The following is a 14,775-nucleotide window of genomic DNA, read 5'->3' on the forward strand; positions in this document are numbered from 1 at the left end:
GTCGCTTCTTATCCTCGATAGTCCGGGCTGTGGCGGCCTGCGTTACGCTAGGAGCGCCGGTTGCAGATCTGGAGGAAGCCGGCGGCCATGAACGAGGCCATGCGCTCCTTCACGGCCACGAAATCGTCGGACTTGCACAGCCCGCCGGAGAGCTTGTCAATGCGGCCGGTGCGCGCGAGCGTGAGCATCAGCGCGCCGGTCACGAAGTGATAGCCCCAGAAAATATCCTCTTCGGCGCAATCGGGCAGGGCCTTCCTGAGCAGGCCGGTCAGGCGCAGCACGACGGGATCGAAATGCTCGTCCATCAGCTCGGCGCCCCATTCGGGCGTGTTCGCCACCTGCGCGCCGAGCGCCGCATAGTTCTTCCAGCCCTCGCCGCCCTCGATGTAGAGGTCGAGGTCCGTATCCAGGAACGCGCGCAGCGCTCCCTCGACGGTGGGCGTGCCGTCGGAGGCGCGTTCATATTCGTCGAGCGCCTTCATCCGTCGCTCGCTGGTGACGACGGCACGGCGCGCGAACACAGCGTGGAACAGCTTGGTCTTGTCCTCGAAATAATAGTTCAGCAGCGTGTGGTGGACGCCCACGCGCTTGGCGACGTCCTTGAGCGTGACGCCATGGAGGCCATGTTTAGAGAAGAGATACTCGGCGGCGTCGAGGATCTGCTCGATCGTCTCGGCGCGCTGTTCCGCCTTCTTCGACCGGCGCGGGGCTTTCACATTCTCTTGCACGCGAATGTCCTTCGAGGCTGCGCGCGCGAGCGTCAAGCGGGCGAGTGCACCGGCCCCAAGGTCAGGCGCCGCCATATTCGGCGCGCAGCCGCAGCTTGTCGATCTTGCCGGTGGCGGCGAGCGGCATCGCGGGCAGGCGGATCACCTCGTCGGGGATCCACCAGGGCGCAATCCTGCCGTCCAGTGCGCCGAGCAGCGCCTCGTCGCTTACCTGCCGCTCGGGCCGCACCTCCACCAGCAGGATCGGCCGTTCGCCCCATTTGGGATCGGACCTGCCGATGACGGCGGCGAGCGCGACCTCGGGCAGCGCTCCCACCAGCGCCTCGATCTCGGCCGGATTGATCCATTCGCCGCCCGACTTGATCAGGTCCTTGGCGCGGCCGGTAATGATCAGATTGCCCTGCGCGTCGATCCGCGCGAGGTCGCCGGTCGGGAACCATCCGTCCGCGTCGGTCGCGCTCTCCTCGTGCCCGAAATAGCGCTCGATCACCGCCGCGCCGCGGACGCGCAGGTGCCCCTCGGCATTGCGCTGGTCGGGCAGGGGATGCCCGTCCGCATCGGTGATCAGCAGGTCGACGCCGATCGCCGGCTTGCCGGAGACTGCCGCCGACCGTGCGGGATCATCGGGCACGGCGACCGTGCCGGAGGGAGAGAGCTCGGTCATGCCCCAGCTGGTCTGCACGGTGAGGCCCAGCCGCCGCTCGATCCGCTCCATCAGCGCCGGCGCCATCGGCGCGCCGCCCACGATGATCCGCCTGAGGCTCGGCAGCGCGCCGCCGCGGGCCTCAAGATGCTCGACCAGTCCCAGCCAGACAGTGGGCACGCCGACGCCGACGGTGACCTCTTCCGCCGCGATCAGCCGCGCAAGGCTCGCGCCGTCGTTGTGTCGGCCGGGCAGCACCAGCTTGCCGCCCGCGGCCGGCACGGCGAAGGGCAGGCCCCAGGCGTTGGCGTGGAACATCGGCACGACCGCCAGCACGCTGTCGCGGCCGGAGATCGCCATGACGTCGGCCTGCAGCAGGCGAAGCGTGTGCAGGAAGCTCGAGCGGTGCGTGTAGGTGACGCCTCTGGGCGCGCCGGTCGTGCCGGAGGTGAAGCAGAGGCCCGAGGGCGCGGTCTCGGCGAAGCCGCCCCAGGCGATGTCGGGCGGCACGGTTGCGGTCAGCGGCTCGAGTGCAATGATCGCCGGTCTGCCTCCGGGATCGGCGCCTGCGTCGCCGTCGATCACCAGGATGCGCTCAAGTGCGGGAGCCTGCCCGGCGATACCGAGCGCCAGCGGAAGCAGGTCGGCGCTGGCGACCAGCAATCTCGCCTCGGACTGGACCGTCATCCAGGCGAGCTGAGCGGCAGTGAGGCGCGGGTTGAGCGTGTGGCAGACCGCACCCATGCCCATGATCGCGTACCAGGCCTCGACATGCGCCTGGCTGTTCCAGGCGAGCGTCGCGACGCGGTCGCCGAAGCGGACGCCAAAGCCGGCGAGGATCGAGGAGACCGCCAGCGCCCGCGCCCGGAGCTCCGCATAGCCGATCCGGTCGATCCGACCATCATCGCGCGCGGTGACGACCTCGGCATTCGGGTGCCATTTGGCGGCATGGTGCAGGAACTTGTCGAGCGTCAGCGGATAGTCCTGCGTGCTTCCGTCGATCATTGGCAGCCCTTGCCCTTCGGCGGCAGCACGGGGGAGATCACGCCGGTGTTCCAGTTCCACGGGAGGTCGCCTGCGGTTCGCCGGCGGCAGACGGTCGCCTCGTGCAGCGCGTACATGTTCGGGAAGAGGTAGGTGCCCGGCCGCGGCGCCTGGACGAAGGCCATGTAATGAGCGCCCTCGCCATAGGGCTGCCACGCCGGCCGGCCGGGCGCGACCGGGTCGCCGGTCTTCGCGAAGGCGGTCCAATAGGCCATCATCGCGTCGGACAGACTGCGCTCGGCCGGCGTGTCCGGGACCTTGGGCCAGAGGGGCGGCGTCTCGCTCGCGGTTCCGAAGACATAGGGAAGCTCGGAGGCGTGGAAGGCGTGCATCCCGTTCTCGTCCGCGGCCGGGTAGCCATGGTCGAACAGGTAGAGATAGGCGTGCTGGCCGATCGCGGCCTGCTTGATCGCGAGGCGGGTGGAGGTCCAGCCGTAGAGCGCGTCGCGCGTCGCGGCCAGCATACTCTCTCCGATCGAACTCGACGGATAGAGGCGCAGGAACGTGTCGGCGAGATCGCCATATCGGCTGCGGATCGCCTCTTCGTACCCCGCGGCGCTGGCCGGCGCAGGCGGCAGGAGAAAGCGCAGCGTGCGGATCTCGCCGCTGTTGAAGCCGACGAGGATCGGCACCGGTGCCTGCTCGCGGCGGTCGAAGGTATCGACGAGCTGGCGCGTCAGGACCTTGCCGTCGACGGCTCCCCAGGGGCCGTAGCCGGCATCGGCGGCCGCCCGGGTGAGCTTCTCCGCGTCCATTATCCGAAGAGCGGCGAGATCGGCGGCGCCGACCTTGGCCATGATCTCGGTTCCCGCCGTCTCGGCGGACGGCAGGCCGTGGCGTGCCTCGCGCAATTCGGGCGTGGTGATCATGTAGGCGCTCTGCGCGATCGCCTTGTGGAACAGGCCGCGCGCCTTGGGTGAGGCCATCAGGTACATGACGCTGAGCGCGCCGGCCGACTCTCCTGCGATCGTCACATTGGCGGGATCGCCGCCGAACGCGCCGATATTGCGCTTCACCCAGCGCAGCGCCGCGATCTGGTCGAGCAGGCCGTAATTGCCCGAGATGCCCTCGGGCGATTCCGCGCTCAGCGCCGGGTGGGCGAGATAGCCGAGGATGCCGAGCCGATAGTTGATCGAGACGACGATCATCCCCTTCGCCGCCATGCGCGCGCCGTCATAGGTCCCTTCATGGCCGTATCCGCCGACCAGCGCGCCGCCGTGGATCCACACGAACACCGGCAGGTTGCGGGCATCCTTGGGCGTCCAGACGTTGAGCACGAGGCAGTCCTCGCTCATCCGCTCGGGCGGATTGGCGTAGATGCTCTGGACGCGCGGGCGCGGCTGGACGCAGGCGGGGCCGAACGACGTCGCCTTGCGCACGCCCTGCCAGGGGGGAAGTCCGACTGGTGGCTTCCAGCGCAGCGGACCGACCGGCGGCTGGGCATAGGGCAGGCCGCGGAAGATGTTGATCCTGCCCGCGGTCACGCCTTCCGCAACCCCGGCAGGGGCATGGGCCACCGGGCCGGCCCAGGCCGCGCCGACACCCAGGAGCGCGCCCGCAGCAAGCGCGCCGATACGCAGGATCGAGTGCATCATCTGTCTTGGGTCTCTCGGGTCTCGCGGCGGATCGCGCGGGCGAGCATCAGGAAGAGCAGCACGGCGAGCCCGTAGAAGGGCACGAGCGTGTAGAAGGCGAGCTGCAGCGGGTTGCCGGGATGGCTCGCGCGGAACCAGTCGCTGGCCGCGCCCAGATAGGTAGGGCCGAGCCCGAGCCCGATCAGGTTCATGACGAGCAGCAGCAACGCGCCCGCCATCACCCGCTCGTTGGGCCGGACCTCCTCCTGCACCAGCGCGACCGCGGGTGAGAGGTAGAAATAGTTGAGCGCCGTCGGCACTATGAGCATCAACATCGCCAGCTGCCAGCCCGGCGCCCAGACGAAGCCGATGAAGAAGGGCACCGCCACCACCAGCCCCGCCGCCGGGACGAGCGCATAGGCACGCTTGTCGCGCGGCACGAGCCGGTCGACCAGCCGGCCGGCGAGGAAGATGCCGCCGCCCATCGAAAAGAGGATGAGCAGCGCGTACCAGAGCGCGACCTGCTCGAGCGTCATGCCCTTCTCCTCCATCAGGAAAAGCGTGGCGAAATTGCCGGTGGCATAGGTGATGAACTGGTTGGCGCCGGTCGCGAGCGCGACGAGCAGCAGCACCCGGCGCCTGAAGAACATGCGGCAGGTCGCCCAGAACGGCGCCTTGGCCGGAGCTGCATCGGCGCGGGCCGGGGCATCGAGCCCGCCGCGCACGGGCTCGCGCACGGTCAGCCATACCAGCAATGCCGTCACGATGCCGACCGCGCCGACCGCCACGAAGGCATCGCGCCAGCTGAATGCCGCAGCGATCGACGCCCCGAAGGCAACCCCGAGCGCATTGCCGAGCGGCGGGCCCAGATTGTACAGCCCCAGCGCGGTGCCCCGCGTGCCCGGCCGGAAATAGTCCGAGATGATTGCATAGGAGGGCGGCACGCCGCCCGCTTCGCCGATGCCGACGGTCATCCGCGCCGCGACGAGCTGCGGATAGCTGGCCGCGAAGCCGCACACCGCGGTCGCCGCGCTCCACAGCGCGCAGGCGAGGGACAGCACCCGCACCCGGTTCGACCGGTCGGCGAACCAGGCGACGGGGATCGAGATCAGGCAATAGAATAGCGCGAAATAGAGGCCGCTGATCATGCCGATCTGGCCGTGGCTCAGATGCAGCTCGTCACGAATCGGCTTAACGAGGATCGAGAGCAGCTGCCGGTCGAGGAAGTTCAGCACATAGACGAAGCAGAGCATCCCCAGGACGAACCAGGCGCGGGCGCCCGGCTTCGTCCCGGGGAGAATGGCGGCGGCGCGCGCTGTGCCGAGGGGCTGGGAGACGCCGGCCGGCACCGGTCAGAGCCCGTAGCCGAGGCGGATGCCGACGGTGCGCGGCCGGAGCGTACCGAACCGGCTCGCCAGGAACGCCTCGGGGTGGATGTAGACCACCGAATGGTCGTCGAACACGTTCTCGACGTAGAGCTGGGCCGACCAGCTCCGCCGCTTGAGGCCGAGCGTGGCGTTGACGTTCACATATTCGTCGGTCTCGCCGAAGGTCGCGAGCCTGAGATTCGGGTTGCCCGGCGTGTTCGGGAACGAGCTGTTGTAGGACCCGACATATTGTGCGTTCACCGCCAGATTGGCCTTGGTGTCGTTGCCGAGATCGAAGCCGTAGGAGACGTAGGTCGAGCCCTGCAGCCGCGGCGCCGACAGCCGGTGGCCGAGCACCGCGCCGGAGATCGCCGCCTCCTCGGGCGTCAGCTTGGTGATCTTGGCGTCGTTGTAGGCGGTGTTGAGGCCGATGAGGACGTCCTTGGCCGGGATGACGCTCATCTCGACCTCGAAGCCCTTGCTGCGCGCCGCGCCGATGTTGGTGGCGAACTGCACCGAGTCCGACACGCGGTTCGCCTGCGCCTGGATGTTGCTCCAGTCGATCAGGTAGAGGGCGAGGTTGATGCTGACGCGGCCGTCGAGCCAGCGCCCCTTGGCACCTAATTCGTAGCTCTTGAGGTCGTCCGACGAGGCGCCATAGGGAATGACGATGTCGTTCGGGTTCACCACGCTCGGCCGGCCGGCGAACGCGTTGACGATCGGGCCGCGGAAGCCGGTCGAGAAGGTCGCGTAGGTGGTCAGCGTCTCGCTCGGCTTGAACGAGGCGCTCGCCTTCCACGACGGTTTCGAACCGCGCGCCTTCACGCCGGTCGTCGCAGTATAGGGCGTGAGCGTCAGCGGGCCGGGGATGCCGAGCAGCGCGTTGGTGAGATAGTTGCTGTTGTAGCCGCCCGCTTCGGTGAAGCCTTGCGCGGTGATCCGGCCGTAGCGCATCCCGCCGGTGAGCCAGAAGCGGTTCGAGAAGCGGTAGGTCAGCTCGCCGAAGCCGGCCAGCTCCTCGGTGTTCGCATGGGTGAACTGTTTCTGGTAATATTGATCGGGCAGGCCGGTGATGCCGCGCGCTTCGAGGAAGTCGAGCGACGAGCGGTAGAAATAGTCCACGTCGCGCCGGCGATGGAGATAGAAGCCCCCGACGACGAACTGGAGCGGCCCGTCGAGCGTCGAGGCCAGCCGCGTCTCCTGGACGAACACCTTGTCATAGGCATCGGCGTCGAGGCCGAAGGCGATGGCGAAGTTGAAGGTGTTCGCCAGGTCGACATAGAATTTCTGGTCGAAGTCCGAATAGGTCGATGAGCTGGTCAGCTTGGCGAAATCGAACTCATATTCGATCGTGCCGTTGATGATCGTCTGCTTGCCGGAGAACAGGTCCGGCTGGTCCGAGATGCGCTTCTCGCGGCCGAGCGACGGACTGGTGAGCGACGAATCCCTGGGATCGCTGTCCTCGTAGGAGCCGAGCAGCCGGATCGAGAGCCGGTCGGTCGGCCGCCACAGCACGATGCCGCGGCCGCCCCAGTCGACCAGCGTGTTCGCATTGTCGACGCCCGTGCCGACGTTGTCGAGATAACCTTCCTCATGGCGGTAGAAGCCGACGCCGCGCACCGCGAGCTTGTCGGTGACCAGCGGCACGTTGACCATCAGATTGTAGCGCTGGCGGAAGCTGTCCGAGCCGGTCAGGCCCAGATCGACGAGCCCCGAGGCGTCGAAGTCGTTGAGGTCGGGGCTCTTGGTGAGAATGCGCATCGCACCCGACAGCGAGCCGGAGCCGAACAACGTGCCCTGCGGCCCGCGCAGGAACTCGACGCGCTCGACGTCGAACAGGTTGGGATCGACGACCGTCGTGTTGCCGATCGTCGAGATCGGCAGCTCGTCGATGTAGACCGCGACCGAGCTCTGGAGATTGGCGTTGTAGCCGTTGGTCGCGATGCCGCGCGAGGTGAAGTTGTTGAAATTCTGCGTCGGCCGATTGAGCACCACCCCCGGCGTCTCGCGCGCTATCCCCTCGAAGCCGACGATCCCCTTCTCGGTCAACTGCTCCTGCCCGAAGGCGGTGACGCTGATCGGCACGTCCTGGATGCGCTCCTCGCGCCGCGTTGCCGTGACGACGATGTCGTTTTCGGTGCCTTTGCGGATGTCGCCCTGCGCGGAAGTCGACGTGTCGGCTGTCGTCTGCGGATCGCTCGTTTGAGCCGAGGCCGGCGTTACGCCGACCGCGATCGCAACGATGCAAGCCGACCCGAGGATTGATGCCCCCATGCTCTCTCTCCCAGATGGCCGATCATTCGAGTGCCGGCTCTGGCAGGGATGATGCAGCGAGCATTCGCCGCTGTCAACATTCACTAACTAGAGTGTGAATATTGTGGATGGGCCATGGCGATGTGGTGTCGTGTCGCCGCATCGAGTAAGCTCAGGGTGGCCTGTACAAACCTTCGTCGTCATGCCGGACGTGGTCCGGCATCCCTCCATGCGGGGCGGCGTCCACGTTCAATCGGAACCGTGAGACCTGAGCTTGGCCGCCGGTGGCCCCCGGAACAAGTCTGCCCTGAGCTTGCCGAAGGGGCCGGAGTGGCGACTATGGGTCAGGTTTTCGCAATTTGCTCCTAGCGCGGCAGGGGGCGAATACGAGAGGCCTGGCGTCTCGGAAGCGCCCGCATCCAAGCTCGCGTAGGCCCGCCCTGGCTGCACCTCGGCGCCAACACCGCATCGTCACCCGGCGGCGTTCCCGAGTTCGCGGACCCAGATGTTGCGGAAGCTGATCGGCGGACTGGGATCGCCGTGCGCCTGCAGCTTGATCGGCGCGCGATCATAGGCCTTGTAGCTCGGCTTCCCGATATAGAGGGTCTCGCCGCGCAGCGCGACATGATCCTGCACGAGCACGCCGTTGATGAACGCCGTGACATAGGCGGGGGTCTTCACGGATCCGTCGGCGGCGAAGGTCGGCTTGGTCCAGAGGACGTCGATGCTCTGCCATTCGCCCGGCTTGCGCACCGGATTGGCGAGCGGCGGATATTGTTTGTAGATGCTGCCCGCCTGGCCGTTGACGTAGGTGTCGTTCTGATAGCTGTCCAGGATCTGCAGCTCGTACCCGGCATCTCCCGGCCCGGTGGATGCTAGGAAGAGGCCGCTGTTGCCTCGCAGCTGCCCTTTGCCGGTGACGTCCGCGGGGATGCGGTATTCGAGATGGAGCTGATAGCTGCCGAACGACTGGCGCGTCTGGATGTTGCCGGCCTCCTTCAGCACCGTCATCACGCCGTCCGCCACCGTCCAGCGTGCCGGCGAGCCGTCCTTGACGCTCGCCCAGCGATCGAGCGACTTGCCGTCGAACAGGACGGTCGCGTCGGACGGCGGCGACGCGGTCTCGCTCCTGCCCGGGGTCACGACCGGCACCGCGGGAGACCATTGCTCGGTATCCTCGGGCTTGGGCTTGGTTTCCTGCACAGCCGCGGCAAGCGGAGCGGCAAGCAGCAGGCCGGCGCTCAGAAGGATCAATTTCATAACTCCCATCCCTTTCGGTATGTGCGGTCGAGGTAGCGGTTCGCGTCGGGCAGGTTGGTGATCCGTCCCGCCGCGCCGTCGTATTCGATCGGCTGGCCGGCACGCATCGCCACGATGCCCAGCAGCATGGTTTCGGTGAGCGGCACCGCCGCCGCGAAGGGCGAGGAGATCGTCTCCTCGCCGCGGATCGCGCGGATCCAGTTCATCTCGTGACCGTGCAGGCCGCCCAGGACGCGCGGCAGCGACGGCGGGATCGTCGCGGCGCGCTCGGCGACGCCGTCCCCGATCAGGACCGGCCTCTCGCCATAGGTCTCATGCATCAACATGCCCCGGCTGCCGACGTACAGCACGCCGCCCTCGGGATTCATGATCGCGGTCGGCGGGAGGCCACGAGGCGTAGCCGGCATCAGGCCGCCGTCATACCAGGTCAGCCTGACTGGTCCGCCCCTGGCGTTGCCGAACTCGAAATGGGTGACGGTGGCGAGCGGATAGCTGCCCCGCTGATCGCCCTCGGCAATATCCTGCGGCCGCTCGCTCTCGCCCCAGGCGGAGTGGCGCGTCTCGACCCGGGTCGGCAGTCCCGTCTCCAGCGCCCAGACCGGGAAGTCGATGAGATGCGCGCCCATGTCGCCAAGGGCTCCGCAACCAAACGGCACCCAGCCGCGCCAGTTGAAGTGCGCATAGAGCGGATTATAGCCCCAGCCGACCGTCGACGGACCCAGCCAGACGTCCCAGTCGAGGCTGGCGGGCGCCGGCTGCGGCGCCGGCCGCGCGACGCCCTGCGGCCAGATCGGCCGGTTGGTCCAGACATGGACCTCGCGCACGTCGCCGATCGCGCGGCCGCGGATCAGCTCCACCACGCGCCGGCCGTCGTCACCCGAATGGCCCTGGTTGCCCATCTGGGTGACGAGGCGGGGGTTGCTCCGCGCGAGGGCGTCGAGCACGCGGCCCTCGCGCACGGTATAGGTGAGCGGCTTCTGCACATAGACATGCAGGCCCCGCTCCATCGCCATCTTCGCAGCGACGGCGTGATGCTGGTCCGGTGTGGCGATGACGACCGCGTCGATATCCTTGCGGGCGTCCAGCATCCGCCGGTAATCGGCATATTTGTCCGCCTTGTCGTAGGCGGCCTTGAGCGGGCCGCGGCGGGTGATCGGCGCGCCCTTGCCGTCCACGAACGCCTTGGCGACGTACGAAAGGTCCGGATCGGCAATGGCCACGATGTTCTGGCTAGTGAGCTGCTCCATGTTCGCAGCGCCCATGCCGCCGGCGCCGATGACCGCGACGTTGACCCGATCGCCGGGAGAAATCCTGCGCTTGCGCGACGCCGCATAAGCCGGTGCGGTGATCAACCCTGCGGCCGCGATGGTCATCCCCTTGAGCCACGAACGTCGGTCGATCGTCATCGCTTCCTCTCCCGGTTCCGCCCTGATGTCCGGCCGCGGCGGGTTGCGCAAGATCGACTGGACTCGCGCCGCCGCATTTGGGGCTGTTTGAACCGCGTTTCGATCGGATATGCCTTGCGCTGCGTGCCGCGGTTTCCGTGCTGGAAGAGCCATTCGCGCCCTGCGCCGCAGCTGGCGAAAAATTTGCGGGACGATGTCGATTTCCGGAAACCCCGTTCGTCGTTTGCTATGCCAGGCGATGGGGCCGGCTCAGACAAGGAGACAGGCAATGCGTGTGATGGTGCTCGTGAAAGCGACCGAAGACAGCGAACGGGGCATTTCCCCCACACCTGAGACGGCGGCGATGTTCGAGGCGATGGGCAGATTCAACGAGGAGCTGGTCAAGGCTGGCATCCTGCTCGCCGGCGACGGCCTCAAGCCTTCTTCGCAGGGCAAGCGGATCGCATTCGATGGTCCAAACCGAACAGTCATCGACGGGCCCTTTGCCGAGACCCGGGAACTGGTCGCCGGCTTCTGGCTCTGGGAGGTCAAGGATATGGACGAGGCGGTCGCCTGGGTGAAGCGTTGCCCCAACCCGATGCTGGGGCCGAGCGAGATCGAGATCCGGCCGCTGTACGAGATGGCTGACTTCGAGGAGAGCTTTACGCCGGAGGCCAAGGAAATCCGCAGCCGTATGCGTGAAAAGCTCAGCGGCACTCTTGGTCCGGCGGGTGCTCTCGGCGGTCTCGGAACCTGAGCCTGTCGGCCGCCGCCGCCTTGCCCGCCTTACGGCTTTGGCCGACAAGGCAGCATGACCGCAGGCGGGACGCACCAGGCGATCGAAGCGACCTTCCGCATCGAACGGGCCAGGCTCATCGCGAGCCTGGCCCGGCTGGTGCGCAATATCGACCTTGCCGAGGAACTGGCACAGGACGCCCTGGTCGTCGCCCTCTCCCAATGGCCCAGGACCGGCGTTCCGGCCAATCCCGGCGCCTGGCTGATGACGGCTGCCAAGCGCCGCGCCATCGATGCGATTCGCCGCGACAAGATGCGGACGCGCAAGCACGAGGAGATCGCACAGGAGCCGGGCGACGAGTCCGATGGCGCAGACGTGAGCGTGGCCATGGACGACGATCTTGGCGACGAACTGCTCGGTCTCATCTTCACGGCCTGTCACCCCGTAGTTTCGGCCGACGCCCGTGCGGCGCTGACGCTGCGTGTCGTCGGCGGCCTGACGACGGACGAGATCGCCCGTGCTTTCCTGTCGAGCGAGGCGACGATCGCGCAGCGCATCGTCCGCGCGAAGAAGACGATCGGAAAGGCCGGACTCAGCTTCGAGGTGCCGCGCGGCGCCGAACGTGCGGCGCGGCTCTCCTCGGTGCTGGAGGTCATCTATCTCATCTTCAATGAAGGCTATGCTGCCACGGCGGGCGACGACCTCGTCCGGCCGAACCTGTGCCTGGAGGCCGCGCGGTTGGGCCGCATCCTGGCGGGACTGATGCCCGAAGACGCCGAAGTGTTCGGCCTGCTGGCGCTGATGGAAATCCAGGCATCGCGCCTGCCGGCGCGCATCGGGCCGGACGGCGCCTTCGTACCGCTGACCGAGCAGAATCGCGCACGCTGGGACCAGCTGCTGATCCGCCGAGGTCTCGACGCGCTCGCCCGAGCCGAAGCGCTCGCCGAAGTTTCCGGGGGCGGCGGTCCCTATGCATTGCAGGCTGCGCTTGCTGCCTGCCATGCGCGTGCGCCGAGGCCGGCCGACACCGACTGGCCCCGCATCGCGGCGCTCTATGACCGGCTGCGGGCGGTGATGCCTTCGCCGGTGGTCGATCTCAACCGCGCGATCGCCCACAGCATGGCGTTCGGGCCGGAAGCGGGCCTGCGGCTGGTGGACGAGATTGCCGACGCGGCCGTCCTGCGCAATTATGCGCCACTGCCGGCGGCGAGGGGCGACTTTCTGTTTCGAGCCGGCCGGCTGGCCGAGGCTCGCTGCGCATTCGAGGCTGCAGCCAAGCTTACCCGCAACATGCGGGAACGGGCATTTCTCCTCGCCCGTGCGGACGCTTGTGATTGAGGGCATCGATCTCCGTGGCTGAGGCGCCGTCCGATCACGATGCTGTTGCGTGATCACCAAGCGGAGCGCTCGTTCGAAGTCCCTTTTCCGAACGGCCTCGCCGGGATCGGTTTGCGGGCCTGCGTCCGGTTTCGCGTTCACGATCAACCCGCGCACGCTCGTGCTCGTCGATGGTCAGCCCTCGCGCTCCCGATCGGCCGCCGAACCCAATGGCGGCGACACAGGCGCTCCCGCCTCCGGCTATGAGCTGGTCTCGGTTCCTGCCATCGCCGATGTTCCGGCAAGGCCGATCGGCTGGTCCCGCCTTGCCCTCGGCGTGATCCTGCTCTCCCTGCTCGTTGGTGGTACGGCGATGAAGTCGCGCTGGTAAGATCAGCGCGAGGGCCAGGCATTGGGTTGTGGTCGCGGACAGGTCCGCTGCCGGGCCGCATAGCGGCTCGGCAGGAAATTCTCCCTCACCGCCGCAGCGTGAGCCCCAGCGTGACCGCGGTCGGTGTGACCCCATCGACGTAGCGGCCGACCAGCACGTCCACGTCGATCCGTCCCTTGCCCGTCGTCCAGCGCAGGCCCGCCTGACCGCCGGCCTTGCCGCTGTCGCGCGCGAACCCCTCGACCATCAGACTGAGGTTGGGTTTCAGCGTGAACTCGGCCTGTCCGCCGACGAACAGGTCGTGACCGAAGCCCGCTTTCGACCATTGCCATCCGCCGTTGAGATTGAACCGCAGCCGCTTGCTGGCCGGGATCGTCACCGGCACGATCACCGAAGCCGTCTCGATCCGGCCGCGGTCGATGCCGTAGCCGAGACTGGCCGCGATGCCGATGCCGACCCCGCGCTCTTCCGAGCGGAGGTTGAGCTTTGGCGTGAAGCCGATCAGCGTGTCGGCCGAATCGCGCGTCCAGCCATGCGAGACGAACCCGCCGATCTCCAGGTCCGGCCAGGCCTTGCGCGTGCAGGCGGGCGCGAGGGTGAGCAGGCCGCCCGGGCCGCCGGTCAGCGTCAGCCAGTTCTCGAGATGGCAGGTGCCGGGCGTCTCGACCGCCGCGTCGTCGACGACGTGCGCGCCGCCGGACGCGAGCGCCGGCGCCGCCGCCAGCAGCGCCGGCGGCAGGAACGCCCCCCGCGCTGTCCGCAGCATCAGCTGGGGTCTTCCAGACTGAACTGGTCGGCGTCCTCGTCATAGGCGAACAGCTCGGCATAGCGTGCCCAATGGGTGACCGCGTTCAGCGTCTCGGTAGCATAGTCGGGCGACATATGATCTTCGAGCTCGTCGCGGAACCGCCGGGCCGGGGCGGTATGGCCCATGCGCTCATCGAGGATGCGGCGGATGTGCCCGGCAAGCGGGACATGGGCGAGCAGCGCCTGCGCGAACAGCGCCTTGCGCGCGTCAACATCGGCTTCTGCATAGCGCCGCGCAGCCGGCGTCAGGCTGAGGTCCGCGCCGGTCAGCTCGGCGAAGCGCATGAGCTGGAGCGTCTCGGCCATCGGGAAGAGCTCGTCGACCTCGAGCTGGAGCTGGTCGGCGAGCTCGGCCATGCTGGCACGGCCGTCGAACGGGGCGCCGTGGACTTCTTCGATCAGGCCGGCGAGCGCGTTGGTCGAGACGACCGGCAGCGCCATCGCGATACCGGTGCCGGGGAACAGGCCCTCGCTCACCGGCGCGACCGGTGCGCGCGCGGTCATGCGCGCATAGATATCCTCGACCAGCGCGCGGAACGCAGGGTCGAGCCGGTCGCGGGGCTGCGGCAAGTCGACCCTGATCTCGCCGGCGATGCGGCCGGGGTTGGAGGAGAAGACGAGGATGCGATCGCACATCAGCACGGCTTCCTCGATATTGTGAGTGACCATCAGGATCGACTTGATCGGCATCCGCCCTTCCGACCACAGGTCGAGCAGGTCGGTGCGCAGCGTCTCGGCGGTGAGCACGTCGAGCGCAGAGAAGGGCTCGTCCATCAGCAGCAGCGACGGATCGACCACAATCGCCCGGGCGAGCCCGACGCGCTGACGCATCCCGCCCGACAGCTCCTTGGGGTAGGCGTTCTCGAAGCCGTCGAGGCCGATCAGGTCGATCGCGGCGAGCGCGCGGGTCCGGCGCTCATCGGCGGGTACCTTGCGCGCCTCCAGGCCGAGCTCGACGTTCTGGAGCACCGTGAGCCAGGGGAACAGCGCGAAGGTCTGGAAGACCATGCTGACGGTCGGCGCGTGGCCATCCTCATCCGGCACGAACCGCACCTCGCCCTCGCTCGGACGGATGAGGCCGGCGATCGAACGCAGCAGCGTGGACTTGCCCGAGCCCGAGCGGCCGAGCAGGCCGACGATCTCGTTCTCGTTGAGCGTCAGGTCGACATTGTCGAGCACGAGCATCTGGCCGTGTCCCCGGCCGTAATGGTGGCGGACGCCGGACAGCTGGACGATGGGGCGGGTTTCGACGATGGTGGCCATGGTTCGA

11 protein-coding genes and 1 pseudogene are annotated in these 14,775 nt (G+C 67.8%); 3 read left to right on the top strand and 9 right to left on the bottom strand.

Going from position 1 to position 14,775, the window contains the following annotated elements:
* Nucleotides 1–47 precede the first annotated feature (47 nt).
* From ACMGER_RS15410 to ACMGER_RS15440, 7 genes are all read right to left on the bottom strand, one after another.
* Nucleotides 48–728: a TetR/AcrR family transcriptional regulator gene (locus tag ACMGER_RS15410; RefSeq protein WP_436813051.1), complete on the bottom strand. Its 681-nt coding sequence runs from the start codon at nt 726–728 to the stop codon at nt 48–50.
* A gap of 61 nt (nt 729–789) precedes the next feature.
* Nucleotides 790–2,376, bottom strand: a complete 1,587-nt coding sequence (locus ACMGER_RS15415; protein WP_436813052.1) for an AMP-binding protein — start codon at nt 2,374–2,376, stop codon at nt 790–792.
* Nucleotides 2,373–4,010, bottom strand: coding sequence for a carboxylesterase/lipase family protein (locus ACMGER_RS15420; RefSeq protein ID WP_436813053.1), 1,638 nt, complete (start codon nt 4,008–4,010; stop codon nt 2,373–2,375). The genes ACMGER_RS15415 and ACMGER_RS15420 overlap by 4 nt, the downstream gene beginning before the upstream one ends.
* Nucleotides 4,007–5,338 carry a spinster family MFS transporter gene (locus ACMGER_RS15425; RefSeq protein ID WP_436813054.1) on the bottom strand — a complete coding sequence of 444 codons (1,332 nt, stop codon included), beginning with the start codon at nt 5,336–5,338 and terminating at the stop codon, nt 4,007–4,009. Before ACMGER_RS15425 ends, ACMGER_RS15420 begins: the two co-directional genes overlap by 4 nt.
* Before the next feature lie 3 nt (nt 5,339–5,341).
* The gene (locus ACMGER_RS15430; protein ID WP_436813055.1) at nt 5,342–7,630 is read right to left on the bottom strand and encodes a TonB-dependent receptor; all 2,289 of its coding nucleotides are present in this window, start codon (nt 7,628–7,630) and stop codon (nt 5,342–5,344) included.
* 450 nt (nt 7,631–8,080) lie between these two features.
* Nucleotides 8,081–8,869 (bottom strand): 3-keto-disaccharide hydrolase, encoded by a 789-nt coding sequence (locus ACMGER_RS15435; protein WP_436813056.1) that lies wholly within the window; start codon nt 8,867–8,869, stop codon nt 8,081–8,083.
* Nucleotides 8,866–10,275: a Gfo/Idh/MocA family protein gene (locus tag ACMGER_RS15440; protein ID WP_436813057.1), complete on the bottom strand. Its 1,410-nt coding sequence runs from the start codon at nt 10,273–10,275 to the stop codon at nt 8,866–8,868. The genes ACMGER_RS15435 and ACMGER_RS15440 overlap by 4 nt, the downstream gene beginning before the upstream one ends.
* 268 nt (nt 10,276–10,543) lie before the next feature.
* Between ACMGER_RS15440 and ACMGER_RS15445 the strand changes: the two are divergent.
* The 3 genes and pseudogenes from ACMGER_RS15445 to ACMGER_RS15455 all read left to right on the top strand — a co-directional run.
* Nucleotides 10,544–10,903: pseudogene (locus ACMGER_RS15445) on the top strand (YciI family protein); the annotation flags it as partial.
* A gap of 162 nt (nt 10,904–11,065) precedes the next feature.
* A complete protein-coding gene (locus tag ACMGER_RS15450; RefSeq protein WP_436813058.1) occupies nt 11,066–12,328 on the top strand; it encodes an RNA polymerase sigma factor in 1,263 nt (420 codons plus the stop codon).
* Nucleotides 12,329–12,377: 49 nt separating this feature from the next.
* A complete protein-coding gene (locus ACMGER_RS15455) occupies nt 12,378–12,698 on the top strand; it encodes a hypothetical protein (protein ID WP_436813059.1) in 321 nt (106 codons plus the stop codon).
* 85 nt (nt 12,699–12,783) lie between these two features.
* Here ACMGER_RS15455 and ACMGER_RS15460 read toward each other — a convergent pair whose 3' ends face one another.
* Together ACMGER_RS15460 and ACMGER_RS15465 are read right to left on the bottom strand one after the other, a co-directional pair.
* A complete protein-coding gene (locus ACMGER_RS15460) occupies nt 12,784–13,464 on the bottom strand; it encodes a PA4824 family protein (protein WP_436813060.1) in 681 nt (226 codons plus the stop codon).
* Nucleotides 13,464–14,768, bottom strand: a complete 1,305-nt coding sequence (locus tag ACMGER_RS15465) for an ABC transporter ATP-binding protein (protein ID WP_436813061.1) — start codon at nt 14,766–14,768, stop codon at nt 13,464–13,466. The genes ACMGER_RS15460 and ACMGER_RS15465 overlap by 1 nt, the downstream gene beginning before the upstream one ends.
* Between the last annotated feature and the right edge of the window lie 7 nt (nt 14,769–14,775).

This window comes from Sphingomonas astragali (assembly GCF_051400615.1).
GTDB lineage: Bacteria > Pseudomonadota > Alphaproteobacteria > Sphingomonadales > Sphingomonadaceae > Sphingomonas.

Bases quoted from the DNA above. Each gene is read 5' to 3' on its own strand.
- ACMGER_RS15460 (WP_436813060.1), bottom strand. From the start codon at position 13,464: ATGCTGCGGACAGCGCGGGGGGCGTTCCTGCCGCCGGCGCTGCTGGCG.
- ACMGER_RS15440 (WP_436813057.1), bottom strand. From the start codon at position 10,275: ATGACGATCGACCGACGTTCGTGGCTCAAGGGGATGACCATCGCGGCC.
- ACMGER_RS15430 (WP_436813055.1), bottom strand. From the start codon at position 7,630: ATGGGGGCATCAATCCTCGGGTCGGCTTGCATCGTTGCGATCGCGGTC.
- ACMGER_RS15465 (WP_436813061.1), bottom strand. From the start codon at position 14,768: ATGGCCACCATCGTCGAAACCCGCCCCATCGTCCAGCTGTCCGGCGTC.
- ACMGER_RS15415 (WP_436813052.1), bottom strand. From the start codon at position 2,376: ATGATCGACGGAAGCACGCAGGACTATCCGCTGACGCTCGACAAGTTC.
- ACMGER_RS15435 (WP_436813056.1), bottom strand. From the start codon at position 8,869: ATGAAATTGATCCTTCTGAGCGCCGGCCTGCTGCTTGCCGCTCCGCTT.
- ACMGER_RS15450 (WP_436813058.1), top strand. From the start codon at position 11,066: ATGACCGCAGGCGGGACGCACCAGGCGATCGAAGCGACCTTCCGCATC.
- ACMGER_RS15420 (WP_436813053.1), bottom strand. From the start codon at position 4,010: ATGATGCACTCGATCCTGCGTATCGGCGCGCTTGCTGCGGGCGCGCTC.